We start from the raw sequence: 21,972 nt of genomic DNA on the forward strand, positions 1-21,972 counted from the left end.
TCACAGGGAAAAAAGGTAAACGCCATTAGAAATTGAAGCAGGATCGATCAGGTATTGCCGACCAACACTATGCCACTGAAGACACAATATCGACTCATTATTTTTTTAACAAGAATATTGCCAGTCCGGGCTCGTTATCATATCCAACATGTTGTCATCCGTTCAACAAACGGGTGAAGTCATTCTCATCCAGCCCGTCGCTGCCGAAGGCATGTACCGAAAAAATGCCGTCGCTCCGGCTGCGGACCAAAAATCCGGCCATACCCGGATCCATATTCCCAAGGAGTCGACATGCTTAACAATCTGCGCTTAGGGGTCAAACTAGGTATTGGTTTCGCGCTTGTGCTCGTCCTGACGGCTGTTGTCGCCTTCATCGGCTATAGCGCCATGCTCGGGATTCAGGACCGCGTGGACAAGGCTGACGACGTCAACCGCCTCGTCCGCTTCATCCTGGAGGCAAGGGTTCAGGAAAAGAATTTCATGCTCCGCAAGGACGAGAAGAGCGCCGCGGCACAAGCCAAGGTGCTCAAGCAGCTTGATGAACAGGGCGCACAGACAAGCGCCAAATTTGCCGACCCCGCCAACAAGGCCCAGATGGCCGAGGTGAAACAATCCGTTGGGCAATACGAGCAGGCATTCGGCAAATTCAAATCCCTGGAAGCGGACAAGAATGACGCCATGGCCAAGATGCAAAACAATGCGCAGACCGCACTCCGCCAGACCGAGGCCCTCAGGGCCGACCAGAAAGCGGAGTTCTCGGCACTGCTTTCTTCCGGAACCGCCTCGCAGGCCGAATTGAATGACAAGCTGGCCAAGGCCGATGACGCCAACAGGATGATCAAATGGTTTCTTGAAGCCCGCAAGGATGAAAAGAACCTGATCATCACCCATGACGAGAGCCACCTCAAAAAGAATCATGAGAACCTGGCCTCCATCCTTACCCTCATGGCCGACCTCAAAAAGCGCTTTCACAACAAGGACAACCTGGCTCAACTGAATTCCGCCGAGGAGGCGCTCCGCAACTACCAGGCCGAATTCGAAAGTTTCGTTGGCAGCATGAAGGCCCAGACCCAGGCCGAGGCCGCCATGGTCGACGCCGCCCGCAAGGCCGACGAGGTCTGCCGGGCCGCACGCGCCGACCAGAAGCAGAAGATGCTGGCCCAAATGGAAACGTCCAACATGCTCAACCTGATCATGACCGCCCTGGCCCTGATCCTGGGCTCGCTGGCAGCGGTTTTCCTGACGCGCGCCATCACCAAACCCGTGGGCATGGGCGTCCGGTTCGCCGAGGCCATGTCCGGCGGCGACTTCACCAGGACGCTCGACATCGACCAGAAGGACGAGATCGGCAACCTGGCTGCCGCCCTGAACAACATGGTCCACCGGCTCAGGCAGGTGGTGGCCGACGTGGGCAACGCCACCGACAACATCGCGTCGGGCAGCGAGGAGCTCTCCTCGTCCTCCGAGGCCCTTGCAGAAGGCGCAACCGAACAGGCCGCCTCCATCGAGGAAGTCTCCTCGTCCATGGAGCAGATGGCCTCCAACATCGGCCAGAATGCCCAGAACGCGGAGGAAACGGACGCTCTGGCCACCAAGGCTGCAAAAGACGCCAAGCAAAGCGGCGAGGCCGTCCGCCAGACGGTGGACGCCATGAAGAGCATCGCTGAAAAGATCTCCATCATCGAGGAGATCGCCCGCCAGACCAACCTGCTCGCCCTGAACGCGGCCATCGAAGCCGCGCGCGCCGGGGAGCACGGCAAGGGGTTCGCGGTGGTCGCCGCCGAGGTGCGCAAGCTGGCCGAGCGCTCGGGCACGGCCGCGGGCGAGATCAGCGAACTCTCCTCCTCCAGCGTGGAAGTGGCGGAAAAGGCCGGGGCCATGCTCGAATCCCTGGTGCCGGACATTGAAAAGACCGCCACGCTGGTGCAGGAAATCTCCGCGGCCAACAACGAGCAGAACGCCGGAGCCGCGCAGATCAACAAGGCCATCGACCAGCTCGACATGGTCATCCAGCAGAACGCCTCGGCCTCCGAGGAGATGGCCTCCACCAGCGAGGAACTGGCCGGACAGGGCCAGCAACTGCAACTGACCATGTCCTTCTTCAAGGTGGAGGCAAATCCAGTCCAGCAGCATCGAAGCGTGGCGGTGACCCGGAGCGCACCCGCAGCCCTCCCCAGGGCGAAGCATCACAAGCCGACAAAACCCGCGGGCATCGACATGCGGATGGAAGACGACTCCGATGAGGACTTCGAACGCTTTTAGCTGAAGGCTTCGCCCAGGACGGCCACTCGTCCGGGCAAGACACGATATAGCATTCCGACCCCGGCGGGGCGACGGCTTAGGCCGCCGCCCCGCCGCACTTGTTTCTTGGCTGGAAATCCCCTAAGAGAGTTGGCTAATTCGACACATGAACAACGATGCCCTCCGTTCCGGCGGGCAAGAGGCAGAATCATGAAAGAGACCAGGACTTCCGATAAGGTCTGCCCCCGCGAGTTCTTCAACGTCTCGGAGCACGTCAGCTATCTGGAGCCCCATCAGATGCAAGAGCTCGACGAGGCCTTCGGGAAATGGAAGGACTCTGCCAAGCGCGCCGACAGCGTTCTCGGGCGCGCCCGCATGTGGCTGATCTTCAAGCTGCTCCGATACACCGGAGCGCGGCTTGGGGAGATATTGGCCCTGGACGACACGACCTGCTTCGACCAGGTCGACCTGCTGGTCCGCCTCGGCGGCGAGGACCGGGAGCGAATGGTCCCCATCCCCGAGGAAGCCTTTTCCCTGATCATGAAAACCCTGGACGGCCCCCTGGGTGCAGGCCTGCGGGGTACCTTCTTCCAGGTGGACCCCGGCTATTTCCGGCGCATCTGCTACGCCAGGGGCAAGGAGTGCGGTCTGTCCAAGGATCAGGTCTGCCCCAAGGCCATCCGCAACACCAGGGCCGTGGAGATGCTGCGCAACGGCGTGCCCATCACCATCGTGCGGGACGTGCTGGGGCAATCCTCTCTCGACCTGACCGCCAACTTTCAGCAATTTTCCCAAGGCGACATGCGCTCCATCGTGCGCACCGCGCACCAGTCCATGCGCAAACGGACCAGTGCCCGTAACTCGTTCGTGGGACACGTGACCGGGGTGGTGGCCGATGACGTCATGGCCGAGGTCATGCTCGAAACCAGGACGGGCATCCGGCTCAGCTCCGTAATCACCGCCAACAGCCTGCACAAACTGCGCATCAAGGAAGGCAGTCCCGTCATCGCCACAGTCAAGGCCCCGCTGGTCAACGTGCTCGTCGGCGGCAAAGGACTGACCGGCAGCGCCCGCAACCGGCTCTCGGCCTCCGTCCTCCGCGTGACCGAATCCCCCGTCATCGCGGAAGTCCTCGGCAGGCTCCCGGACGGCAGCGAGGTCTGCGCCCTCATCTCCGGCCAGAGCGCCGAAGAACTCGCGCTGCAACCGGGTGACGAAGTCGAATTCTGGTTCAAGGCCATGTCCGTGGTCCTGAACACCGTCCAGCTCTGACCGAGCCGCTCCCGACAGCGCCCCAACCCCACTCAAAAAGCTCTGAGGCCCGCCCTTTACGCAAAGGGCGGGCCTCATCTTTCAACACCCCGACCGAAGGAACAAGGTCGGGGCGTCCCACCGGATACTGCCCCCATGGATAGGAGAACATGAGTCGCAATGGCCGCATCCGGCGTCACGGGAAGGGCGGCAGGCGCCGGTGCCGTCCGCCCCTGCTGCGAGGGACAAAGGTCCGACTTACGGTCTCCGCGCCGGAGAAAAATCGCGGGGCCGTCCTGTCATTGTAAGCATAATGCGTGCCCATGGCGAAAGAACGCCACATCTCGAATCTCTTATTGTTGCAGACAACAAAAGTGTATCACATACATTGTACATTGATACACTACTGTATCTTGCTACAAAAAAACCACTCTACCAATGAGATTCCAAACTCTACCCAAATAGTATGAAAGTATATGCGGCATACCTTCAATGTGAGTTGGCGTAATTCTTGAAACCATCATGGCGAAAGTACCAACTGTCACGCTTTTTAGGATATTCGTGACAGTTAATATGCGCTTTACAACATACTTTTTGTGTGCATAATACTCCCTGGCAAATTCGGCAAGAGGTGAAGAATCTCTCACCGGGCATGGCGAAAACAAGCGGACGGCGGGGCCGCGACACACCATGCCGCTATTACGACTCCCGCATACCGGAAGACCATGAACATCGTTTGGATCGACTTTACCAACCCCTCTTTCCTCAGCCCTCTGCTCCTGACCCTCAAGGTGGCGACATTGGCCACCGTGTGGTCGCTGATCCTCGGCGTGGCCGCAGCCTATGTCCTGGCGCGCTGGGACTTTCCCGGCAGAGACTTCGTGGACGCGGTCTGCACATTGCCCATCGTGATGCCCCCCACAGTGCTCGGCTACTACCTTCTCGTCTTCATCGGGAGGCGCGGCATCATCGGACAATGGCTCCAGCAGACCTTCGGCGTAAGCCTGATGTTCACATGGCAAGGAGCCACCATCGCGGCCACGGTGGTGGCGTTCCCACTGGTCTTCAAGTCGGCGAGGGCCGCCCTTGAGGGCGTCGGCAAACAATACGAGAACGCCGCCCGCACCCTCGGCCAGGGGGAACTGTCGGTATTTCTACGCGTGTCGCTGCCTCTGGCCTTTCGCGGCGTGCTCTCCGGCGGCATGCTCGCCTTTGCCCGGGCAATGGGAGAGTTCGGCGCCACGCTGATGGTGGCGGGCAACCTCCCGGGTAGAACCCAGACCCTTTCCCTGGCCGTCTACTCAGCGGTCCAGGCAGGCAACGACGCCCTGGCCAACACCCTCGTACTGATCATCAGCATCGTCTGCGTGATTATCCTCATGACAACCAGCAAATTGCTGAAACCTCAATTCTAACCCAAGTAAAGGAGAATCCCCATGAAACGCGCTCCCCTCTTTGCGGCCGTCGCGCTCACCCTCGCCCTTGTCATCGGGTTTGCGGGAAACGCACTGGCCCAGGAACTGATCGTCTCGGCGGCAGCCAGCCTCACCGACGCCTTCAGCGACATCGAACCCGCCTTTGAAAAAGCCCACCCCGGCGTTGACGTGGTCATGAACTTCGCTTCCTCCGGCGCACTCTACCGCCAGATCGAGCAGGGCGCCCCCGCCGACGTCTATGCCTCGGCCAACCCCAAGTGGATGAAAAAGGCCGTGGAAAACGGCTTCGTCATCAAGGGTGACGACCAGATCTTTGCCCGCAACTCCCTGGTCCTGGCCACCCCGGCCGACAATCCGGCCAAGGTAACCACCCTGGCCGACCTCACCGGCGGCTCCGTCCAGTCCATCGGCATCGGCACCCCCGAGACCGTTCCCGCCGGCCAGTATGCCAAGGGTGCGTTGACAGCCAAAAAGCTTTACGGAACACTTACCCCCAAGATGATCTTCGCCGAGTCCGTGCGCCAGGTCCTGGACTACCTCTCCCGCGGTGAAGTGGACTGCGGCTTCGTCTACGGCACCGACGCGGTCAAGGCGGGCAAGAAAGTGACCATCATCGAGGAAATTCCTCTCGAGAAGCCGGTCACCTACCCCATCGCCGCACTCAAGGAAGCCACCGACCCGGCACTGGCCAAGGCCTTTGTCGCCTTCATCCGCAGCGACGAGGGTATCGCCCTGCTGGAAGCCCGCGGCTTCAAGAAACCCTAAAGACCAACGGAATACATGCAATTCGAACTCGACATAACCAAACGGCTGCGTAGCGGAGGGGAGGAGTTTCTCCTCCGCTCGCGCTTTTCCACCACGGACAGGGCCCTGGTCCTGTTCGGCCCCTCCGGCTCGGGCAAGACGCTCACCCTGCGGGCCATCGCGGGGATGCTCAAGCCGGACGAAGGATACATCAAGCTCAACGGCAATGTGGTCTTTGACTCGGCCAAGGGCATCAACGTGCCCACGCGGGACCGCAATGTCGGCTACGTATTCCAGGACTACGCCCTGTTTCCACACCAGACAGTGCGGCAGAATGTGGGATTCGGTCTCAAACCGCTGTTCGGCAAACTGCACCCGGCCGATGCCGAACGCGTGGAGGAACTGATCCAGGTTTTCGGGTTGGCCTCGGTGGCATCCAAGAAGCCGGTCGCCCTTTCGGGAGGCCAGCAGCAGCGCACTGCCCTGGCCCGGGCGCTCGCCACCTCGCCCAACCTGCTCCTGCTCGACGAGCCCTTCAGCGCACTGGACCAGCCTCTGCGCCTGCGCATGCGGGACGAGCTCGCCAGCGCCCTGGAGAACTTCAACATCCCTTTGATCATGGTCACCCATGACTCGGACGAGGTGGAATCCTTTGCCGAAACCATTGTGGTCTACCGGGACGGCAGCGTCACCGACGTCCACTCCGCGCGCGAAATCTCGGATTCCGGGCTCAGCCTCACTGAAACGCTGCGCAAACAGGTCGCCCTGGCCTACCAGTAGTCCACGGCGCGCTTTTCTCCATTTCGCCGACAGTTATCCTGCTGTCTGTCGGCGACCATCGGCCCCGGCCCCGCAGCACCCGACGCTGCGGGGCCGACAGGTTGCCCCCCCCAACGCCTCACACATTCACAGCCACTCCTGATTCCGGAAACACCGGATCAACACCCTCAGCACAGCCCCCTCTCTTCCAGCTCCGAGCCATGGCGGCTCGTCAGGTGTCGCGCCGCAACCACTCGCCCGGCCTCCCGCTTTGACCAGAGAGCCAGCCCCGACAGGCCACCCCGGCCACTTTCGAGGGCCTCTCTACACACATATTTGTCAATCACAGTATCAAAACGATAAACCAACACAACCCTCCTTTCACGTCGCGAAAAAGGCGGTATTCCGGCAAACTATACATCGTCCCCCGGGCGCAGCCACCCAATCCGGTCTCAAAACGATACCCACTGTAGCCAAGCGGTCACACTCAACTGCCCCAACCAGCCACTCAGTCTCCTCACAAGAGGCAAAAAACACAAATCCAGCCCGGATTCCGACAAAACACTTACTGCCACTGGCATTTCTTTAAATAACAAAAATGGGAAACAAGCTATTCTAGTGAGCTTTTTTGACCCAATTATACGCTAAAATTGGCAAAACAGGACCATTTCACCAGGTGTGTGGCATACAAGTTGCTCATTCCGTTTCCTCAGAGATCAACCGCTACCGGCTTAACCGACTTTTTCACTAGGAGGAACTATGCGCAGAAGAGATTTCATGAAACTGGCGGCCATGGGAGCCATGGGCACCATGATCGGCGGCTTCCCCGGCGTGTCCATGGCGGGCGCGGCCAAACAGGTCAACTGGCTGACCTGGGAGAACCTGGCCTACGACAAGTACATCGCCGATTTCATCAAGAGCAGCGGCATCAATATTCAAAAGGGGTTCATCGGTTCCGACGACGAACAGTTCGCCAAGATCCGGGCGGGCGGCGGTGCCGACTGGGACCTGATCACCCCCGGCCTGGACAAGGTGGAGCTCTACGTGGCCGCAGACCTGCTCCAGCCCCTGGACCTCGACAAGATCCCCAACGCGGCCAAGCGCTACGCCCCGTTCATGAACACCAGCCTCGGCAAGAAGGATGGCCAGGTCTACGGCATCCCGTTCTACTGGGGCATCAACCCCATCGTTTACCGTGCCGACCTCATGGATGAGGAACCCGATTGGTCCACCCTTTTCGAGGGCACCAAGTACAAGGGCCGCCTGGCCATGCGCGACTACGCCCTGGAGGCCATCGCCATCGCCGCCATGTACGTGGGCATCGACCGCGACCGCATCTTCAAGATGGACGACAAGGAGCTGGCCGAGTGCAAAAAGGCCTGCATCGCCCAGAAGAAGCTGCTGCGCACCTACTGGAACTCCATCGCCGACCTGACCAACCTGTTCGCCGCCGGCGAGGTTGTCTGCGCCTTCTCCTGGGTCCCGCCCTACTACGACCTGCGCGCCAAGGGCATCGACATGGGAATGGCCAAGCCCAAGGAGGGCGTCATCGGCTGGTGCGACACCTGCGCCATCCCCAAGGACGCCAGCCCGGAGAGCGCCGCTGCGGCCCACGAGCTCATCAACTACGTGCTCGGCCCGGACTACGGCTACAAGCTCGCCCTGGACGGCCCCTACGCCATCAGCACCTCCACGGCCCGCGCCAAGCTCACCGACGAGCAGCAGGAGCGCGTCTTCATCAAGGACATCGGAATTATGGACAGCTTCCTGTGGAAGGAAAACCCCACCGACTACGGCAAGTGGGTCCGCATCTGGAACGAAGTCAAGGCAAGCTAGTACATGTCGAACACGAAAGTACCCCCGGCCTCCGGCGCACTGCTGGAGGCCCGGGGCCTCATCAAGGATTACGGTTCGTTCCGGGCGGTCCACGGCGTGGACTTCGATATCCCGGACAACTGTTTCGTGACCATCCTGGGCCCCTCCGGCTGCGGCAAGACGACCATCCTGCGCATGATCGGCGGGTTCGAGTCCGTCAGCGGCGGCAGCCTGGTCCTGCGGGATGATCCGCTCATGGGCGTCATGCCCTACGAGCGGCCCATCAACACCGTCTTCCAGAACTACGCCCTGTTCCCGCACCTGCGCGTGGCCGACAACGTGGCCTTCGGCCTCAAGCTACGCAAACTGCCCGCCGATGAGGTGGACCGTCGCGTGGACCGCGCCCTGGAGACGGTCAAGATGCAGTCCATGGCGTCCCGCTACCCCTCCCAGCTTTCGGGCGGACAGCAGCAGCGCGTGGCCCTGGCCCGCGCCTTTGTCAACGAGCCGGAACTCCTGCTCCTGGACGAACCTCTGGGTGCGCTGGACCTGAAGATGCGTCGCCACATGCAGGTGGAACTCAAGGACCTCCAGCAGCGTCTGGCCATGAGCTTCCTCTACGTCACCCACGACCAGGAAGAGGCCTTTGCCCTGAGCGACCTGATCATCGTCATGAACAACGGACGCATCGAACAGCAGGGCTCGCCCGAGGACATCTACCACCGGCCCGCCAACGCCTACGTGGCCGACTTCATCGGAGGAGCCAACCTGCTCCCCGGCGCGGTGACAGGCGTGGACAAGGGGAGAGCCGCCATCACCACGGCCCTTGGCCCTGTGGAGGCCGACTGCAGCGACACCGTGGCAATGGGCGAACCGGCCAGCCTGTGCATCCGGGCAGAGGACATCCAGCCCGTGGACGATCCCGGCCAGTACAGCCTCGCCTTCAGGGCCGCCGTGACCCACGTGGTATTCCAGGGCAGCGTCAAGCTGGTGGAGGTCGAGGTCTCCGGCCAGAAGATCGTGGCCCGGCTCGGCCATGACGTGCCCACCGCAGTGGGCGATCCCGTCACCCTGGGCGTGCCCGACCACCGTATCCGCATCGTGCATGGCAATCCCCCCGAGGGAGGCGGCGCGTTATGAGCCTGAAACGAATCGACATGGCCCGGCGGCTCTCGCTGCTGGCGCTCATCGGGCCCAACGTCGTCTTTATCGCCCTGTTCTGCGCCGTGCCCCTGGGCGTGCTCTTCAGCTACAGCTTCTTCCAGGTGGACTTCGTGGCCATCATCCGCGACCCCACCTGGGACAACTACGTGCGCGTGCTCCAGAACGGCACATACATGGGCCTCATCCTCAAGGCGCTCCTCTACGGCATCGGCATCGCCGCCATCTGCGCCACCATCGCCTACCCCCTGGCCTTCTTCATCGCCAAGCGGGTCCGGGTGTACAAGGCCGCCCTGCTCACCCTGCTTCTCATCCCCCTGTACACGGGCGACCTGATCCGCATCTTCGCCTGGCGCGTGGTGCTGGGAGCCGAGGGCGTGCTCAACTCCTTTCTCCTCTGGCTGGGCATCATCAAGGAGCCCATCTGGGTGCTGCTGTTCAGCCCCTTCGCCACCACCGTGGTCCTGACCTACAACTACATCCCCTTCATGGTCCTGCCCCTGTGGGCGGCCCTGGAGGCCATGGACGACTCCTACCTGGAAGCGGCCATGGACCTCGGTTGCCGCCAGTTGTCCGTATTTTTCAAGGTGGTCCTGCCCCTGACCGGGGCCGGGCTGGTGGCCGGATTCCTGATGGTCTTCGTCCTGGTGGTCGGCGACTACCTGACCCCGCAGCTCATCGGCGGGTCGTCCGGCGTGACCGTCACCAGCGCCATCCACGACATGTTCGGCGCGGCCTTTGACTGGCCCACGGGCTCTGCCCTGGCCTGGCTGCTGCTCACGGCCATGGCCCTGTTCATAACCGCCGTGACATGGCTCTTCTACAAGTCCCCGTGGGGACGCGGCATCCGGGGAGCCAAATAATGCGCTTCAACGGCTGGGCCGCCCTGCGCGGCTACACCTTCCTTGTCTACGCCTTCGTCTACCTGCCGATCATGCTCATGGGCCTGTTCTCGCTGAACTCGTCCGACCTGATCGCCTTCCCTCTGACCGGCTTCACCCTGGACTGGTACGATCAGATCCTGCACGACTCGCGCATCTTCACCGGCCTGCTGACCACCATGTCCGTGGCCTTCCCGGTGACGCTGATCACCACGGTCTTCGGCAGCATGGCCGCCCTGGCCCTGACCCGCCACAAGTTCAAGGGCAAATTTGCGTTCCTCGCCCTGCTGGTCCTGCCCTTCTTCGTGCCCAAGCTCATCTTCGCCATCGCCCAGGTCACCTTCCTGAACGACATCGGCGTGGGCAAGGGGCTCTACACCGTCTGGATTTCCCAGGCCCTGATCATCCTGCCCTTCGTCACCGTGATCATTGCCTCGGTCCTCTTCCGGGTGGACAAGAAGCTGGAGGAGGCCGCCGGGGACCTCGGGGCCACGCCATGGCAGACCTTCCGCCTGGTCACGCTGCCCTTGATGAAAAACGGCATCCTGGCAGGCTCCTTCATCTCCTTCGTGCTCTCCAATGCGGAGTACACGGTCTCGTTCTTCACCAGCGGCCGGGCGCAGCCCCTGTCAGTGCTTGTGGCCTCGGACTTCCGCTTCCACCTGTCGCCGAGCCTCAACGCCCTGGCCATGCTCATCGTCTTCTTCAATATCCTGGTCGTCGTGATCAGCGAATGGCTGCGCCGCAGAGGCGTGCAGCCCGAATAACGAGGGAATAGTAATGGATCTGCTCATAAAGGGAGGCACCGTTGTCAACGCGGACGACAGCCGCGAGGCCGACGTCCTCATCAGAAACGGACTCATCGAAGCCGTGAAGCCCGACCTCTCCCCCACTTCCGAGTGCCGGATACTGGACGCATCGGGCCTGCTGGTCATGCCCGGCGGCATCGACCCGCACACCCACCTGGAGATGCCCGTGGGCGGCAGCGACCTGCATACGGCTGACGGCTTCGAGAACGGTGGCAGGGCTGCCCTCTCCGGCGGCACCACCATGGTCATCGACTTCGTCAACCCGGTCCGGGGCCAGTCCTATCTGGAGGCCTGGGAGCAATGCATGGCCCGCGCCCGAAAGGCCACCTGCCACTACTCCTACCACGTCACCGTGACATGGTTCGACCAGAACGCCGCCGAGGAAATCCGCATCCTGACCGAGAAACACGGCGTCAACTCGCTCAAGCATTTCACCACCTACCGAAGCACCATCATGCTCGAACCCGACCAGATGCTGCAAAGCTTCTCCCTGGCCCGGGAACTGGGCTGCCTGTGCACGGTCCACGCGGAGAACGACGAAATTATCGTCTACCTGCAGCAGAAACTGCTCGAAAAGGGCATCACCCACCCCAAGGGGCACGTGCTCTCCCGTCCGCCCATCGCCGAAGGCGAAGCCACGGGCCGCGCCATCGCCCTGGCCCGCATCGCCGGAGTACCGCTCTACGTGATGCACATGAGCTGCTCCGAGGCGTTGGCCGCCGTGGTTACAGCCCGCGAAAACGGCCAGGAGGTCTATTCCGAGAGCCTGTGCGGACACCTGTTGCTGGACGACTCCGTTTACTACAACGACGACCCCGAGGTGGCGGCACGCTACGTCATGAGCCCGCCCTACCGCAGCGAATCACACCGCGAAGCCCTCTGGGAAGGCATCCGCGCCGGGCACATCCAGGCCACGGCCAGCGACAACTGCACCTTCACCCAGGCCGATCGCAACCGGGGCCTGCACGATTTCACCAAGATCCCCAACGGCTCCCCCGGCCTGGAGGATCGCATGCGCATCATCTGGAGCGAGGGTGTGGAGACCGGCAGGCTCACCCCCGAACAGTTCGTGGCCGTCACCTCCGCCAACGCCGCAAAGATCTTCAACATCCACCCGCAAAAAGGGATCATCGCCCCCGGCTCCGACGCCGACGTGGTCATCTGGGACCCGAAAAAACAGCACACCGTCTCGGCCAAGACCCACCGCCATGCCATCGACTACAGCGTGTTCGAGGGCATGACCTTCACCGGCTCGCCCGTTGCCACCATTCTCGGCGGCGAAGTGGTCTTCGAAAACAACGAAGTCACTGTCCGGCCCGGGCAAGGCAAGTTCGTGCCCCGCCCCACCCGGCAGCGCATCCCGCCCTGCCATAGCTGAGCGGGCTTATTGCGGTCAGTTTTGGGAATAGAATCAGGAGGGGAAGCCGCCTGCGGCGGAATTGTCAGGTGATTTCGCCTCCGGCGGGCAAGGGGTTGAGCCCCTTGCATCCCCGCTCGCGCACCTTTGGTGCGGATTCTTATCAATGTATAGCTTCTTCTCCGTCCTCTGCTCCAGCACGAATCTGAGCAAAGTGACAAATCCGCAGGACAGCGGATTTGGACGATGGCGATAGCCATCGCCCCGAAGGGGTGAGGGGCGAATCAACCTAGAGAGTTCAGGAGGGGCATGGAACCCTTTCCAAAGGATTCCATGGCCGTTGTGCTTCAGCCGTTAGCGAGTCATGGCTTTACGGATGAAGACAGCAGCGATAGACGCCCCGCCGACGAGGCGGCCCTCGAAAGGGCTATCCCAACTCATATTTCTTGATCTTCCGGTACAGCGTGGCGATACCGATGCCAAGCTTGTCCGCAGCCAGCTCCTTGGCGCTCTTGGAGGGCTCTTCGCCGCCGTAGGCCTTGAGGGCCTGACGGATGAGGCGGCGCTCCATGTTCTCGAGATTGTAATCGGTGAATTCGGTTTCCTGCGCGCCGGAGCGCACCTTGAGGGGCAGGTTCTCGCGCGTGATGACCGCCGGGGAATCGACCACGTTGGCCACATACTCGATGGAATTCTGGAGTTCGCGGACGTTGCCGGGCCAGTGGTATTCGCCCACCGTGCTCCAGAAGCTCTCCTTGATGGTCAGGATTTCCTTGTCCAGACGCCCCAGGCTCTGCTCCAGAAAGACCTTGCAGAGCAGGTGGATGTCGCGGGGCCGCTCGCGCAGGGGCGGGATGTGGATAGGGATGACGTTGAGACGATAGAAGAGGTCCTCGCGGAAGGTGCCGTTGTAGACCATCTCCTCCAGGTTGCGGTTGGTGGCCGAGACCACGCGGACGTCGATGGCGGTGGGCGTGTTGGAGCCCAGCCGGGTGACCTCCCGCTGCTCCAGGGCGCGCAACAGCTTGGCCTGGAGGTGCAAGGGCATGTCGCCGATCTCGTCAAGGAAGAGAGTGCCGCCGTTGGCCTGCTCAAAACGTCCCATCTTGCCCTTGGGGTTGGCCCCGGTGAAGGCCCCGCCCACGTAACCGAAGAGTTCGCTCTCAAGGAGTGTCTCGGGGATGGCCCCGCAGTTGATGGCCACGAACGGGCCATCCTTGCGCCCGCCCTCCTCGTTCAGGGCGCGGGCCACCAGCTCCTTGCCGGTGCCGCTTTCGCCGGTGACGAGGACCGAGGCGGAGGAGTCTGCGAAGCGCGCCACCTGTTCCTTGAGTGCGACGATGACCTCGGAGGTGCCGAGAATGGCGTCCAGGCCGAGCCGTTCATGGGACGAGGCCAGGCGCAGGGCGTCGTCGTGCATGAGCTGGGCGTCGCGGAACATGAACATGAGCTCGCTCTCGCCGTGTTGCAGGGGAAACTCGTTGCCCGCCACCTCGAAGGAGCGCCCGTCCACCAGCAGGGTGTACTCGGTGTATTGCAGCAGGCGGCTCTCGCCCCGGATGAGGTCCACCACGAGAGAGCCCTGATCCTCCAGCGGGAAATCCAGGATCTGGCGCGCGGCCATGTTTGAGCGGACGATGCGCCCGCCGCGAGAGAGCAGGATAACGCCCTCGTCCACCTTGTCGACCACGGTTTCGAGCAGCTCGCCCAGGGCGCGACTGCGGGCGTACTGCACGGATTCCACCACCTTGGAGGCGAGCAGGTCGGCCATCTGGGAAAGGAAATCGAAAAATGTTTCGAAGTTATCCTGAATATGCGCCTTCTGCGCCTCGGTGAAACAGACGAACCCGATGATGCCGACCACGGTGCCGCTGTAGAGGATGGGCGTGCTCATTTCAAAGGTCTCGTCGCAGGAGTGCCAGTTGGGGCACCCCGCGCAGAACTCGGAGAAGCCGGGCTCACGAATGACCAGGGGGCGACCGGTCCTGATCACCTGCTGGTAGACGCCGCTGGCCGCAGACATGCGCTTGCCGACCATGTCGGCGAACCGCCCGGTTCCGGCCACGCGATAGAGGCGGCTATCCACGATCTCCACGTCCACGCGCAACACCTTGGAGATGACCTCCGCGTATTTCCCGGCGGCCATGCTGATATTCCATAAATCCTTGGGCACATTCTGCGTCATGTAGTATTCCTACCCTGTACGGTCCGGCTCATTGTGGTATCAAAGCGATACCGCTCTGTATCAAAAACGATTCCACGGTAGACGGAAGAGCCCGGAACCACGGTTGATATCTCGAAGTTTTCAATGGGCCCACTGTCAGTATCATTTTGAAAACAAGGTTCACATAAACGTAATTGCGGCAATTTTCAAGCTCGGACACCATGAGGCAAGACAGGGCGAACACTCAAAAGCATAACTATTAACATATTAATATTATTAGAATTATCTTAATTTCACTTTTTTCATCAAATCGTCCACAGAAGCACCCAGAACTGGCACGGATGGTGCTCTATCGAGCCCATTCACAGACGCAAACGCACTGGAACGACATGCAAGAACACAACTCACCCTCCGCCCTACAAGGCGCCGCCCGGAAGCTGGAAACTCTGGCCTACCGGATCAACTACATAACGGAACGGATCTGTGCGCTGCTGGTTGCGGCCATGATCAGTGTGGTCTGGTTCGGCATCGCCGAACGCTACGCCCTGGCCCTGGGCGCCACATGGACCGAAGAACTGGCCCGATATATCATGATATGGGCCGCGCTCCTGGCCGTTCCCTGCTGCGCCTATCGGCGGGAGCATATCGGCCTGGACCTGCTCTTTTCCCGCTTTCCCCTGAGCTGGCAGAAACCGCTCCGGCTGCTTCTGGACTCGCTCGGGCTCTGTTTCTTCCTCTTTCTCGCCTTCTACGGCCTGTCCATGGCCAAGCAGGGCGCACATCAGTACGCGACCATCTTCGGCATGACCATGCTCGTACCCTTTACCTCCGTGCCGGTGACCGCCACGCTCACGGCATTCCAGATAGTGGTCACTATGTTCCGCGAGGCCGCCGGGGTCACGCCCCTGTTCGTGGAAAAGGAGGCAGCCAAATGCTGACCGTCGCCATCATCTTCTTCGGCCTGCTGCTCATCGGCGTGCCCATCGGCTTCGTCCTCGGCATAGCCGGCGTCGTCGGCCTGGTCCAGGTGGGCGGAGACAACTTCCTGGTCATGGCTCCCAAGCGCTTTTTCGAAGGGTTGGACCTGTTCACCTTCATGGCCATGCCCTTCTTCATCCTTGCGGGCGAGATCATGAACCGCGTGGGCATGACCCAGCGCATCGCCGGTCTGGCCGACTCTTTGGTGGGCTACATGCGCGGCGGGCTGGCCCACTCCAACATGCTCGCCTCGGTGCTCTTCGCGGGCATGACCGGCGCGGCCGTGTCCGACGCCGCCGCCTTCGGCAACACCCTGGTCCCGGCCATGGTCAAGAAGGGCTACAGCCGCCCCTTCGCCTGTGCGGTCACCGCCGCCGGGTCCATCATCGGCCCAACCATTCCGCCGTCCAACCTGATGGTCATCTACGGCTCCCTGGCCGGGGTCTCCATCGCCGGACTGTTCGCGGCGGGCATTCTGCCGGGCCTGCTCATCTGCCTGGTGTGCATGGCGCTCATCGTGGCCCTTGGCCGCAAGCTCGGCCTGCCCAAGCAGGAGGGAAGTCCCTCCCTGCGCGAGATTCTCTACGCCTTCCGGGGCAGCCTGCTCGCCCTGATCATGCCCGCCATCATCCTGGGCGGCATCCTGGGCGGCATCGTCACTCCCACGGAAGCGGCGGCCATCGCCGTGTTCTACGCCCTGTTCGTGGGGCTGTGCATCGAGCGCACCCTGCGCTTCGACGACATCGTGCAGATGCTCATCCGCACGGCCCGGATTACCGGCGTGGTCTTCCTGATCATCGCCTCGGCCTCCATCCTCAGCTGGTGGATGACCTTCATGCAGATCCCCCAGCAGATCGCGGACGCGTTCCTGTCCCTGTCCACTACGCCGTGGATGGTCAAGGGCATGATCCTCATCCTGCTGCTGGGCATCGGGATGTTCATGGACATCAACGCGGCCCTGATCATCCTCACCCCCATGCTCGGCACCCTGACCCACGCCATCGGCATGAACCCGGTGCACGCGGGCGTGATGATCGTCCTGACCCTGAACATCTCGCTCATGACCCCGCCAGTGGGAGCCTGCATCTTCGTGCTCTCCTCGGTCACGGGCGAGCGCATCGAAAAGATCAGCGCGGCCCTGTGGCCGTTCATCCTCGTGGAGGTGGGCGTCCTGCTCGTCACCACCTTCTGGACCGATCTGGCAATGTTTTTCCCCAAACTTCTGCTCGACATGTAGCGGAACAAACCAAGAGAGAGAGAGGTTCTCATGAAATTTGGAAAACGACTTTCCATCCTGTTCGTCGCCGCCGCCCTGCTGCTGTTCTCGGCACAGGGAGCCCTGGCCGCCAAGGTCATCAAGATGCACCATCTGAACAAGAACGGCGCCTTCGACAACCCGTCCGGGGCCGCCGCCGTGGTCTTCAAGAACCTGGTCGAATCCGGCACCAACGGCTCCGTCCAGGTCCAGATCTTCCCCAGCGGCCAGCTCGGCAAGGACGCCGAAGTGGTCCAGCAGGTCAAGGCCGGCATCATCCAGCTCGGCGTCCACTCCGTGGGCGGCGTGGGCAGCGTCTACCCCATGATCTCCGTGCTCGACGTGCCCTTTGCCTTCCCCAACCACGCCGTGGCCTATGAGGTCCTGGACGGTCCCTTCGGCCAGAAGCTGGGCGCTGACATCACCGCCAAGACCGGCCTCAAGTGCCTGGGCTTCAGCGACTCCGGCGGCTTCTTCCAGTTCACCAACTCCAAGCGCCCCATCAAGACCCTCGAGGACATGAAGGGGTTGAAGATCCGCACCATGGGTCTGGAGACCCACAAGAAGCTCGTCGCCAGCCTGGGCGGCCAGCCTGTGTCCATCGCCTGGTCCGAGGTATACACCTCCCTGCAGACCGGCGTTGCCGACGGCCAGATGAACCCGGTGCCCATCGTCGAGTTCGCCAAGCTGTATGAGGTCCAGAAGTACCTGACCATCTCCAATCACCTGTTCGCCCCGCACGTCTGGCTGATGAACGCCGACTTCTACGGCTCCCTGACCGACGCCGAGCGCGCCGTCGTGGAGAGCGCCGCCAAGACCGCCATCGTGGTCAGCCGCGGTATCGCCAACGCCATCGAGGCCTCCGACCGTGGCCTGCCCTTCCTCTCCGAGAAGATGGAAGTGTACACCCTGCCCGAAGCCGAGAAGGAGCGCTTCCGCGCCGCTTCCCTGCCCGTGGTCAAGGAGTACCTGGAAGGCGCCTTCGGCGACGAAGGCAAGGCCATGCTGGCCTCCTTCCTGGACGCCATCAAAGCGGCTTCCAAGTAACCCGATTCCAACAGCCGGGCGGCGGGACAACCCCGCCGCCCGGCCTTTCCAAAAAACGCAGCACAACAAAGACAATGCAGACAACCAGACAGCCGGAACACATCACCCGAATGCGGTGCACGATCTGCGGCAAGGCCTACCTGCCCGGAGAGCACCCTTACATCTGCCCCGACCACGGCAACGAGGGCATCCTCGACGTCGAATACGACTACGAACGCATCCGGCAGGAAATTTCCCCCCGTCTGCTCTCCGAGAACAGGACCTGGAGCCAGTGGCGATACCGCCCCCTGCTCCCTGTGCTGCAGGACACCCCTGTCCCGCCCCTGGCCGTGGGCTGGACCCCGCTCTACGAGGCCCCGCGCCTGGCAAAGGCGCTCGGCATGCGCTCCCTGTGGATCAAGGACGACTCGCGCCAGCCCACGGGCTCGCTCAAGGACCGTGCCAGCGCCCTGGCCGTCATGAAGGCCCGCGAGGCAGGAGCCTCGGTCATCACCACGGCCAGCACCGGCAACGCTGCCGCCGCCCTGGCGGGCATGTGCGCGGCGGACGGCATGCCCTGCGTCATCTTCGTGCCCCATACCGCGCCCAGGGCCAAGGTAGCCCAGCTGCTGGCCTACGGAGCCCATGTCTATCTGGTGGAAGGCAGCTACGACGACGCCTTCGAGCTCTGCCTGGAGGCCGCCGCCGAGTTCGGCTGGTACAATCGCAACACCGGCTACAACCCATACATGGCCGAGGGCAAGAAGACCGTGGCCTTCGAGATCGCCGAACAGCTCGGCTGGAAGGTGCCGGATCGGATCTTCGTGGGCGTGGGCGACGGCTGCATCATCTCGGGCGTGCACAAGGGATTCCGCGACATGACCCGGCTGGGCTGGATCAAGAGGACGCCCAAACTCATGGGCGTGCAGGCCGAGGGCAGCGACTTTCTCCACCAGGTGTGGAAGGCCGGGGCCGACCCGGTCACCTTCCCGCCCATTCAGGCCGAGACCGTGGCCGACAGCATCTCCGCCGGGCTGCCGCGCGACCGGCGCAAGGCCCTGAACAGCGTGGTCGAGACCGGCGGCGGATTCGTCCGCGTACCGGACCAGGCCATCCTCGACGCCATCCCGGAGCTGGCCCGGACCACCGGTGTCTTCGCCGAACCGGCTGGCGCCTCGCCCCTGGCCGGACTGCGCCGCGCCCTGGCAGACGGCGACATGTCCCCGGACGAGACCGCCGTGCTCGTGGTCACGGGCAGCGGCCTCAAGGACGTGGACGCCACCATCCGGGCCTGCGACACGAAGCCCACCACCGTGGCCCCGAGCCTCGACGCGGTCCGCGCGGCCATGCCCAAGCTTTAGGCAAAACGAATTTTCACCATAACCAGTAGTTACAAGGACAAACCGACATGCTTGATCTGACCATCAACGAACAGGGCCTGGAAAAGGCCGTGGCATGCGCCCGCGAAAAAAATATCATCATCCCCACCCTGGAGCAGATGTGCGACCCGGAGAAGATCCCCGCCGCCGTCAAGGAGAAGCTCGGCTCCCTGGGCCTGTGGGACCTCGACCCGCTCAACCTCTTCCGCATCACCTGGAAGAACGAGGACAAGGAAACCGGCGGCGCCTACGCCGGGGTCAACCACATCGAGCTGCCCTCCTCCCTGACCGGTGTGCCCGCGCGCATCGTCATGCTGGTGGGCAAGTGGTTCCCCACCGGCGCGCACAAGGTAGGCGCGGCCTTCGGCTGCCTGGCTCCCCGCCTGGTCACCGGCCAGTTCGACCCCACCAGCCAGAAGGCTGTCTGGCCTTCCACCGGCAACTACTGCCGGGGCGGCGCCTACGACTCCAACCTGCTCGGCTGCGAGTCCATCGCCATCCTGCCCGAGGGCATGAGCCAGGAGCGTTTCGACTGGCTCGCCGCCGTGGCCGGCGAAGTCATCAAGACCCCTGGTTCCGAGTCCAACGTCAAGGAAATCTTCGACAAATGCTGGGAGCTGCGCCAGTCCGGCGACGACATCATGATCTTCAACCAGTTCGACGACATGGGCAACTACCTGTGGCACTACACGGTCACGGGCCGCGCCATGGAGGAACTGGTCAACGGCCTCACCGAAGACGCGCAGAAGCGCTTCAAGGGCGTGATCCTTTCCACCGGCTCGGGAGGCACCCTGGCCTCGGGCGACTACCTCAAGCAGCGCTTCCACGGCGTCAAGATCGGTGCCTGCGAGGCGCTCCAGTGCCCCACTCTGCTCAACAACGGCTTCGGCGACCACCGCATCGAGGGCATCGGCGACAAGCACGTGCCCTGGGTACACAACGTCCGCAACACGGACATGGTCATCGCCGTTGACGACGAGGTGCCCATGAACCTGATCCGCCTGTTCAACGAGCCTGCAGGCGTCCAGGCCCTCAAGGACAACGGCGTCCCGGCGGAGATCGCGGATAACCTGCACCTCCTCGGCATCTCCTCGGTGGCCAACATGGTCTCGGCCATCAAGTTCGCCAAATACTACGAGCTGGGCGAGGACGACGTGGTCCTGTCCGTGGCCACGGACTCCATGGGCATGTATCAGAGCCGTCTGGCCGAGCTGACCGCCGAGCGCGGCGAATACGCCGTGACCGACGCGGCCTACTCCCGCGCCGTGCTGGACAGCGTCACCGTCGACAACATGCAGGAGCTCGGCTACTACGACCGCAAGCGCATCCACAACCTCAAGTACTACACCTGGATCGAACAGCAGGGCATGGCCTTCGAGGACATCCAGGCCCAGTGGTACGACGAGTCCTATTGGGAGAACGTCCAGAAGCTGGCCCCCAAGGTGGACGAGCTGATCAACGAATTCAACCGGCGCACCGGCCTGCTCGAGGAAATGGAGGCGTAGCATGGGCAACAAGACCGAATACACCCGCCTGAGCGTCACCCTCTGCCAGGAACTGGTCTCCATTCCCAGCCTCTCCGGTGACGAGGGCGATGTGGCCAAGGCCCTGTCCGCAGCCATGCACGCCAACGGCTTCGACCGAGTGGACGTGGACCGCTACGGCAACGTGGTGGGCCGCATCCTCGGCAACCGCCCCGGTCCCTGCATTCTCCTCGACGGCCACATGGACACCGTGCCCGTGCCCGACCCGTCGGTCTGGTCCCAGGACCCGTTCGGCGGCGACGTCGTGGGCAACAAGATCTACGGACGCGGCACCTCGGACATGAAGGGCGCCCTGGCCGCCATGGTCGGTGCCGCGGCCTGGTTCGCCGACGAGAAGGGCCGCGACTTCGCCGGGCAGGTGTGCGTGGCGGGCGTGGTCCATGAGGAGATGTTCGAGGGCATCGCCGCCCGCGAGATATCCGCCGCCATCAAGCCCGACTTCGTGGTCATCGGCGAGGCCTCGGAGCTCAATCTCAAGATAGGCCAGCGCGGCCGGGCCGAAATCGTGGTCGAGACCTTCGGGGTCCCGGCCCACTCGGCCAACCCGGAAAAGGGCGTCAACGCCGTACACAAGATGAACGACCTGACACGGGCCATCGAGACCATCGAAGCGCCTGAGCAGGACGTGCTCGGCAAGGGGATCTGCGTGCTCACCGACATCAAGTCCACCCCCTACCCCGGCGCGTCCGTGGTGCCCAGCGGCTGCCGCGTCACCTATGACCGCCGCCTGCTGGTGGGCGAGACCCCGGAGAGCGTGCTGGCTCCCATCAACGAGATGATCGGCAAACTGTCGGAGAGCGACCCTGACTTCAAGGCCAAGGCTTACTTCGCCAAGGGCAAGGAGTCCTGCTACACCGGCAAGGACATCGCCGGGGAACGCTTCTTCCCGGGCTGGCTTTACGGCGAGGACGAGCCCTTTGTCAGCGGCGTGCTGGACGGCCTGAAACAGGCCGGGCTCACCCCCGAGATATCCCACTACGCCTTCTGCACCAACGGCAGCCACTACGCCGGGGAAGCTGGCATCCGCACCCTGGGCTACGGCCCCTCGCGCGAAAATCTGGCCCACACCATCGACGAGCACGTGGAAATCGAACAGCTCGAAAAGGCCACCCTCGGCTACAAGGCCATCATCGAGGCCCTGCTGAAAACAGACTAACCCGCCGCGCCCAGCC

The 21,972-nt window shown here is 62.6% G+C and carries 17 protein-coding genes; 16 read left to right on the forward strand and 1 reads right to left on the reverse strand.

From position 1 onward, the window contains the following. Positions 1-291: 291 nt before the first annotated feature. The 10 genes from GM415_RS00410 (at position 292) to hydA (ending at position 12,475) form a co-directional block, all read left to right on the forward strand. Positions 292-2,262, forward strand: coding sequence for a HAMP domain-containing methyl-accepting chemotaxis protein (locus tag GM415_RS00410; protein WP_158945685.1), 1,971 nt, complete (start codon positions 292-294; stop codon positions 2,260-2,262). A 189-nt stretch (positions 2,263-2,451) separates the two neighbouring features. Continuing rightward, on the forward strand, positions 2,452-3,513 hold the full coding sequence (locus GM415_RS00415; protein ID WP_158945687.1) for a TOBE domain-containing protein: 1,062 nt from the start codon (positions 2,452-2,454) through the stop codon (positions 3,511-3,513). 704 nt (positions 3,514-4,217) lie between these two features. Beyond that, a complete protein-coding gene (modB, locus tag GM415_RS00420; protein ID WP_158945689.1) occupies positions 4,218-4,907 on the forward strand; it encodes a molybdate ABC transporter permease subunit in 690 nt (229 codons plus the stop codon). Positions 4,908-4,928: 21 nt separating this feature from the next. Further along, positions 4,929-5,693 (forward strand): molybdate ABC transporter substrate-binding protein, encoded by a 765-nt coding sequence (gene modA / locus GM415_RS00425; RefSeq protein WP_158945691.1) that lies wholly within the window; start codon positions 4,929-4,931, stop codon positions 5,691-5,693. A gap of 15 nt (positions 5,694-5,708) precedes the next feature. Further along, positions 5,709-6,452, forward strand: a complete 744-nt coding sequence (locus tag GM415_RS00430) for an ABC transporter ATP-binding protein (protein WP_158945694.1) — start codon at positions 5,709-5,711, stop codon at positions 6,450-6,452. 738 nt (positions 6,453-7,190) lie between these two features. Next, positions 7,191-8,267, forward strand: coding sequence for an ABC transporter substrate-binding protein (locus tag GM415_RS00435; RefSeq protein WP_158945696.1), 1,077 nt, complete (start codon positions 7,191-7,193; stop codon positions 8,265-8,267). Positions 8,268-8,270: 3 nt separating this feature from the next. Beyond that, positions 8,271-9,386 carry an ABC transporter ATP-binding protein gene (locus GM415_RS00440; protein WP_158945698.1) on the forward strand — a complete coding sequence of 372 codons (1,116 nt, stop codon included), beginning with the start codon at positions 8,271-8,273 and terminating at the stop codon, positions 9,384-9,386. Beyond that, positions 9,383-10,270: an ABC transporter permease gene (locus tag GM415_RS00445; RefSeq protein ID WP_158945700.1), complete on the forward strand. Its 888-nt coding sequence runs from the start codon at positions 9,383-9,385 to the stop codon at positions 10,268-10,270. Before GM415_RS00440 ends, GM415_RS00445 begins: the two co-directional genes overlap by 4 nt. Continuing rightward, entirely contained in the window at positions 10,270-11,055 is a 786-nt protein-coding gene (locus tag GM415_RS00450) for an ABC transporter permease (protein ID WP_158945702.1), read from the forward strand. The genes GM415_RS00445 and GM415_RS00450 overlap by 1 nt, the downstream gene beginning before the upstream one ends. A 13-nt stretch (positions 11,056-11,068) precedes the next feature. After that, the gene (hydA, locus tag GM415_RS00455; protein ID WP_158945704.1) at positions 11,069-12,475 is read left to right on the forward strand and encodes a dihydropyrimidinase; all 1,407 of its coding nucleotides are present in this window, start codon (positions 11,069-11,071) and stop codon (positions 12,473-12,475) included. A 406-nt stretch (positions 12,476-12,881) separates the two neighbouring features. Here the strand turns inward: hydA and GM415_RS00460 are convergent, their stop codons facing one another. Further along, complete coding sequence (locus tag GM415_RS00460) at positions 12,882-14,639, reverse strand: sigma 54-interacting transcriptional regulator (protein WP_158945706.1); 1,758 nt, start codon at positions 14,637-14,639, stop codon at positions 12,882-12,884. 368 nt (positions 14,640-15,007) lie between these two features. Here GM415_RS00460 and GM415_RS00465 point away from each other — a divergent pair, with 368 nt between their 5' ends. From GM415_RS00465 to GM415_RS00490, 6 genes are all read left to right on the forward strand, one after another. Further along, positions 15,008-15,556: a TRAP transporter small permease gene (locus GM415_RS00465; protein WP_158945708.1), complete on the forward strand. Its 549-nt coding sequence runs from the start codon at positions 15,008-15,010 to the stop codon at positions 15,554-15,556. After that, a complete protein-coding gene (locus GM415_RS00470) occupies positions 15,550-16,833 on the forward strand; it encodes a TRAP transporter large permease (RefSeq protein WP_199244316.1) in 1,284 nt (427 codons plus the stop codon). Before GM415_RS00465 ends, GM415_RS00470 begins: the two co-directional genes overlap by 7 nt. Positions 16,834-16,863: 30 nt before the next feature. Continuing rightward, a complete protein-coding gene (locus tag GM415_RS00475; protein WP_158945710.1) occupies positions 16,864-17,898 on the forward strand; it encodes a TRAP transporter substrate-binding protein in 1,035 nt (344 codons plus the stop codon). A 74-nt stretch (positions 17,899-17,972) separates the two neighbouring features. Continuing rightward, positions 17,973-19,238, forward strand: coding sequence for a threonine synthase (locus GM415_RS00480; RefSeq protein WP_158945712.1), 1,266 nt, complete (start codon positions 17,973-17,975; stop codon positions 19,236-19,238). Positions 19,239-19,285: 47 nt separating this feature from the next. Further along, positions 19,286-20,761, forward strand: coding sequence for a pyridoxal-phosphate dependent enzyme (locus GM415_RS00485; RefSeq protein WP_158945714.1), 1,476 nt, complete (start codon positions 19,286-19,288; stop codon positions 20,759-20,761). Between the two features lies 1 nt (position 20,762). Beyond that, positions 20,763-21,956: a YgeY family selenium metabolism-linked hydrolase gene (locus GM415_RS00490; RefSeq protein ID WP_158945716.1), complete on the forward strand. Its 1,194-nt coding sequence runs from the start codon at positions 20,763-20,765 to the stop codon at positions 21,954-21,956. The last annotated feature ends 16 nt before the right edge of the window (positions 21,957-21,972 follow it).

This window comes from Pseudodesulfovibrio cashew (assembly GCF_009762795.1).
Taxonomy (GTDB): Bacteria; Desulfobacterota; Desulfovibrionia; order Desulfovibrionales; family Desulfovibrionaceae; genus Pseudodesulfovibrio; species Pseudodesulfovibrio cashew.

What these genes read in the sequence shown, in the direction of transcription:
- GM415_RS00460 (WP_158945706.1), bottom strand. Translation starts at nt 14,639, where the DNA reads ATGACGCAGAATGTGCCCAAGGATTTATGGAATATCAGCATGGCCGCC.
- GM415_RS00410 (WP_158945685.1), top strand. Translation starts at nt 292, where the DNA reads ATGCTTAACAATCTGCGCTTAGGGGTCAAACTAGGTATTGGTTTCGCG.
- GM415_RS00435 (WP_158945696.1), top strand. Translation starts at nt 7,191, where the DNA reads ATGCGCAGAAGAGATTTCATGAAACTGGCGGCCATGGGAGCCATGGGC.
- GM415_RS00430 (WP_158945694.1), top strand. Translation starts at nt 5,709, where the DNA reads ATGCAATTCGAACTCGACATAACCAAACGGCTGCGTAGCGGAGGGGAG.
- GM415_RS00480 (WP_158945712.1), top strand. Translation starts at nt 17,973, where the DNA reads ATGCAGACAACCAGACAGCCGGAACACATCACCCGAATGCGGTGCACG.
- GM415_RS00440 (WP_158945698.1), top strand. Translation starts at nt 8,271, where the DNA reads ATGTCGAACACGAAAGTACCCCCGGCCTCCGGCGCACTGCTGGAGGCC.
- GM415_RS00415 (WP_158945687.1), top strand. Translation starts at nt 2,452, where the DNA reads ATGAAAGAGACCAGGACTTCCGATAAGGTCTGCCCCCGCGAGTTCTTC.
- GM415_RS00485 (WP_158945714.1), top strand. Translation starts at nt 19,286, where the DNA reads ATGCTTGATCTGACCATCAACGAACAGGGCCTGGAAAAGGCCGTGGCA.
- GM415_RS00470 (WP_199244316.1), top strand. Translation starts at nt 15,550, where the DNA reads ATGCTGACCGTCGCCATCATCTTCTTCGGCCTGCTGCTCATCGGCGTG.
- modA (WP_158945691.1), top strand. Translation starts at nt 4,929, where the DNA reads ATGAAACGCGCTCCCCTCTTTGCGGCCGTCGCGCTCACCCTCGCCCTT.
- GM415_RS00445 (WP_158945700.1), top strand. Translation starts at nt 9,383, where the DNA reads ATGAGCCTGAAACGAATCGACATGGCCCGGCGGCTCTCGCTGCTGGCG.
- GM415_RS00450 (WP_158945702.1), top strand. Translation starts at nt 10,270, where the DNA reads ATGCGCTTCAACGGCTGGGCCGCCCTGCGCGGCTACACCTTCCTTGTC.
- GM415_RS00490 (WP_158945716.1), top strand. Translation starts at nt 20,763, where the DNA reads ATGGGCAACAAGACCGAATACACCCGCCTGAGCGTCACCCTCTGCCAG.
- modB (WP_158945689.1), top strand. Translation starts at nt 4,218, where the DNA reads ATGAACATCGTTTGGATCGACTTTACCAACCCCTCTTTCCTCAGCCCT.
- hydA (WP_158945704.1), top strand. Translation starts at nt 11,069, where the DNA reads ATGGATCTGCTCATAAAGGGAGGCACCGTTGTCAACGCGGACGACAGC.
- GM415_RS00465 (WP_158945708.1), top strand. Translation starts at nt 15,008, where the DNA reads ATGCAAGAACACAACTCACCCTCCGCCCTACAAGGCGCCGCCCGGAAG.
- GM415_RS00475 (WP_158945710.1), top strand. Translation starts at nt 16,864, where the DNA reads ATGAAATTTGGAAAACGACTTTCCATCCTGTTCGTCGCCGCCGCCCTG.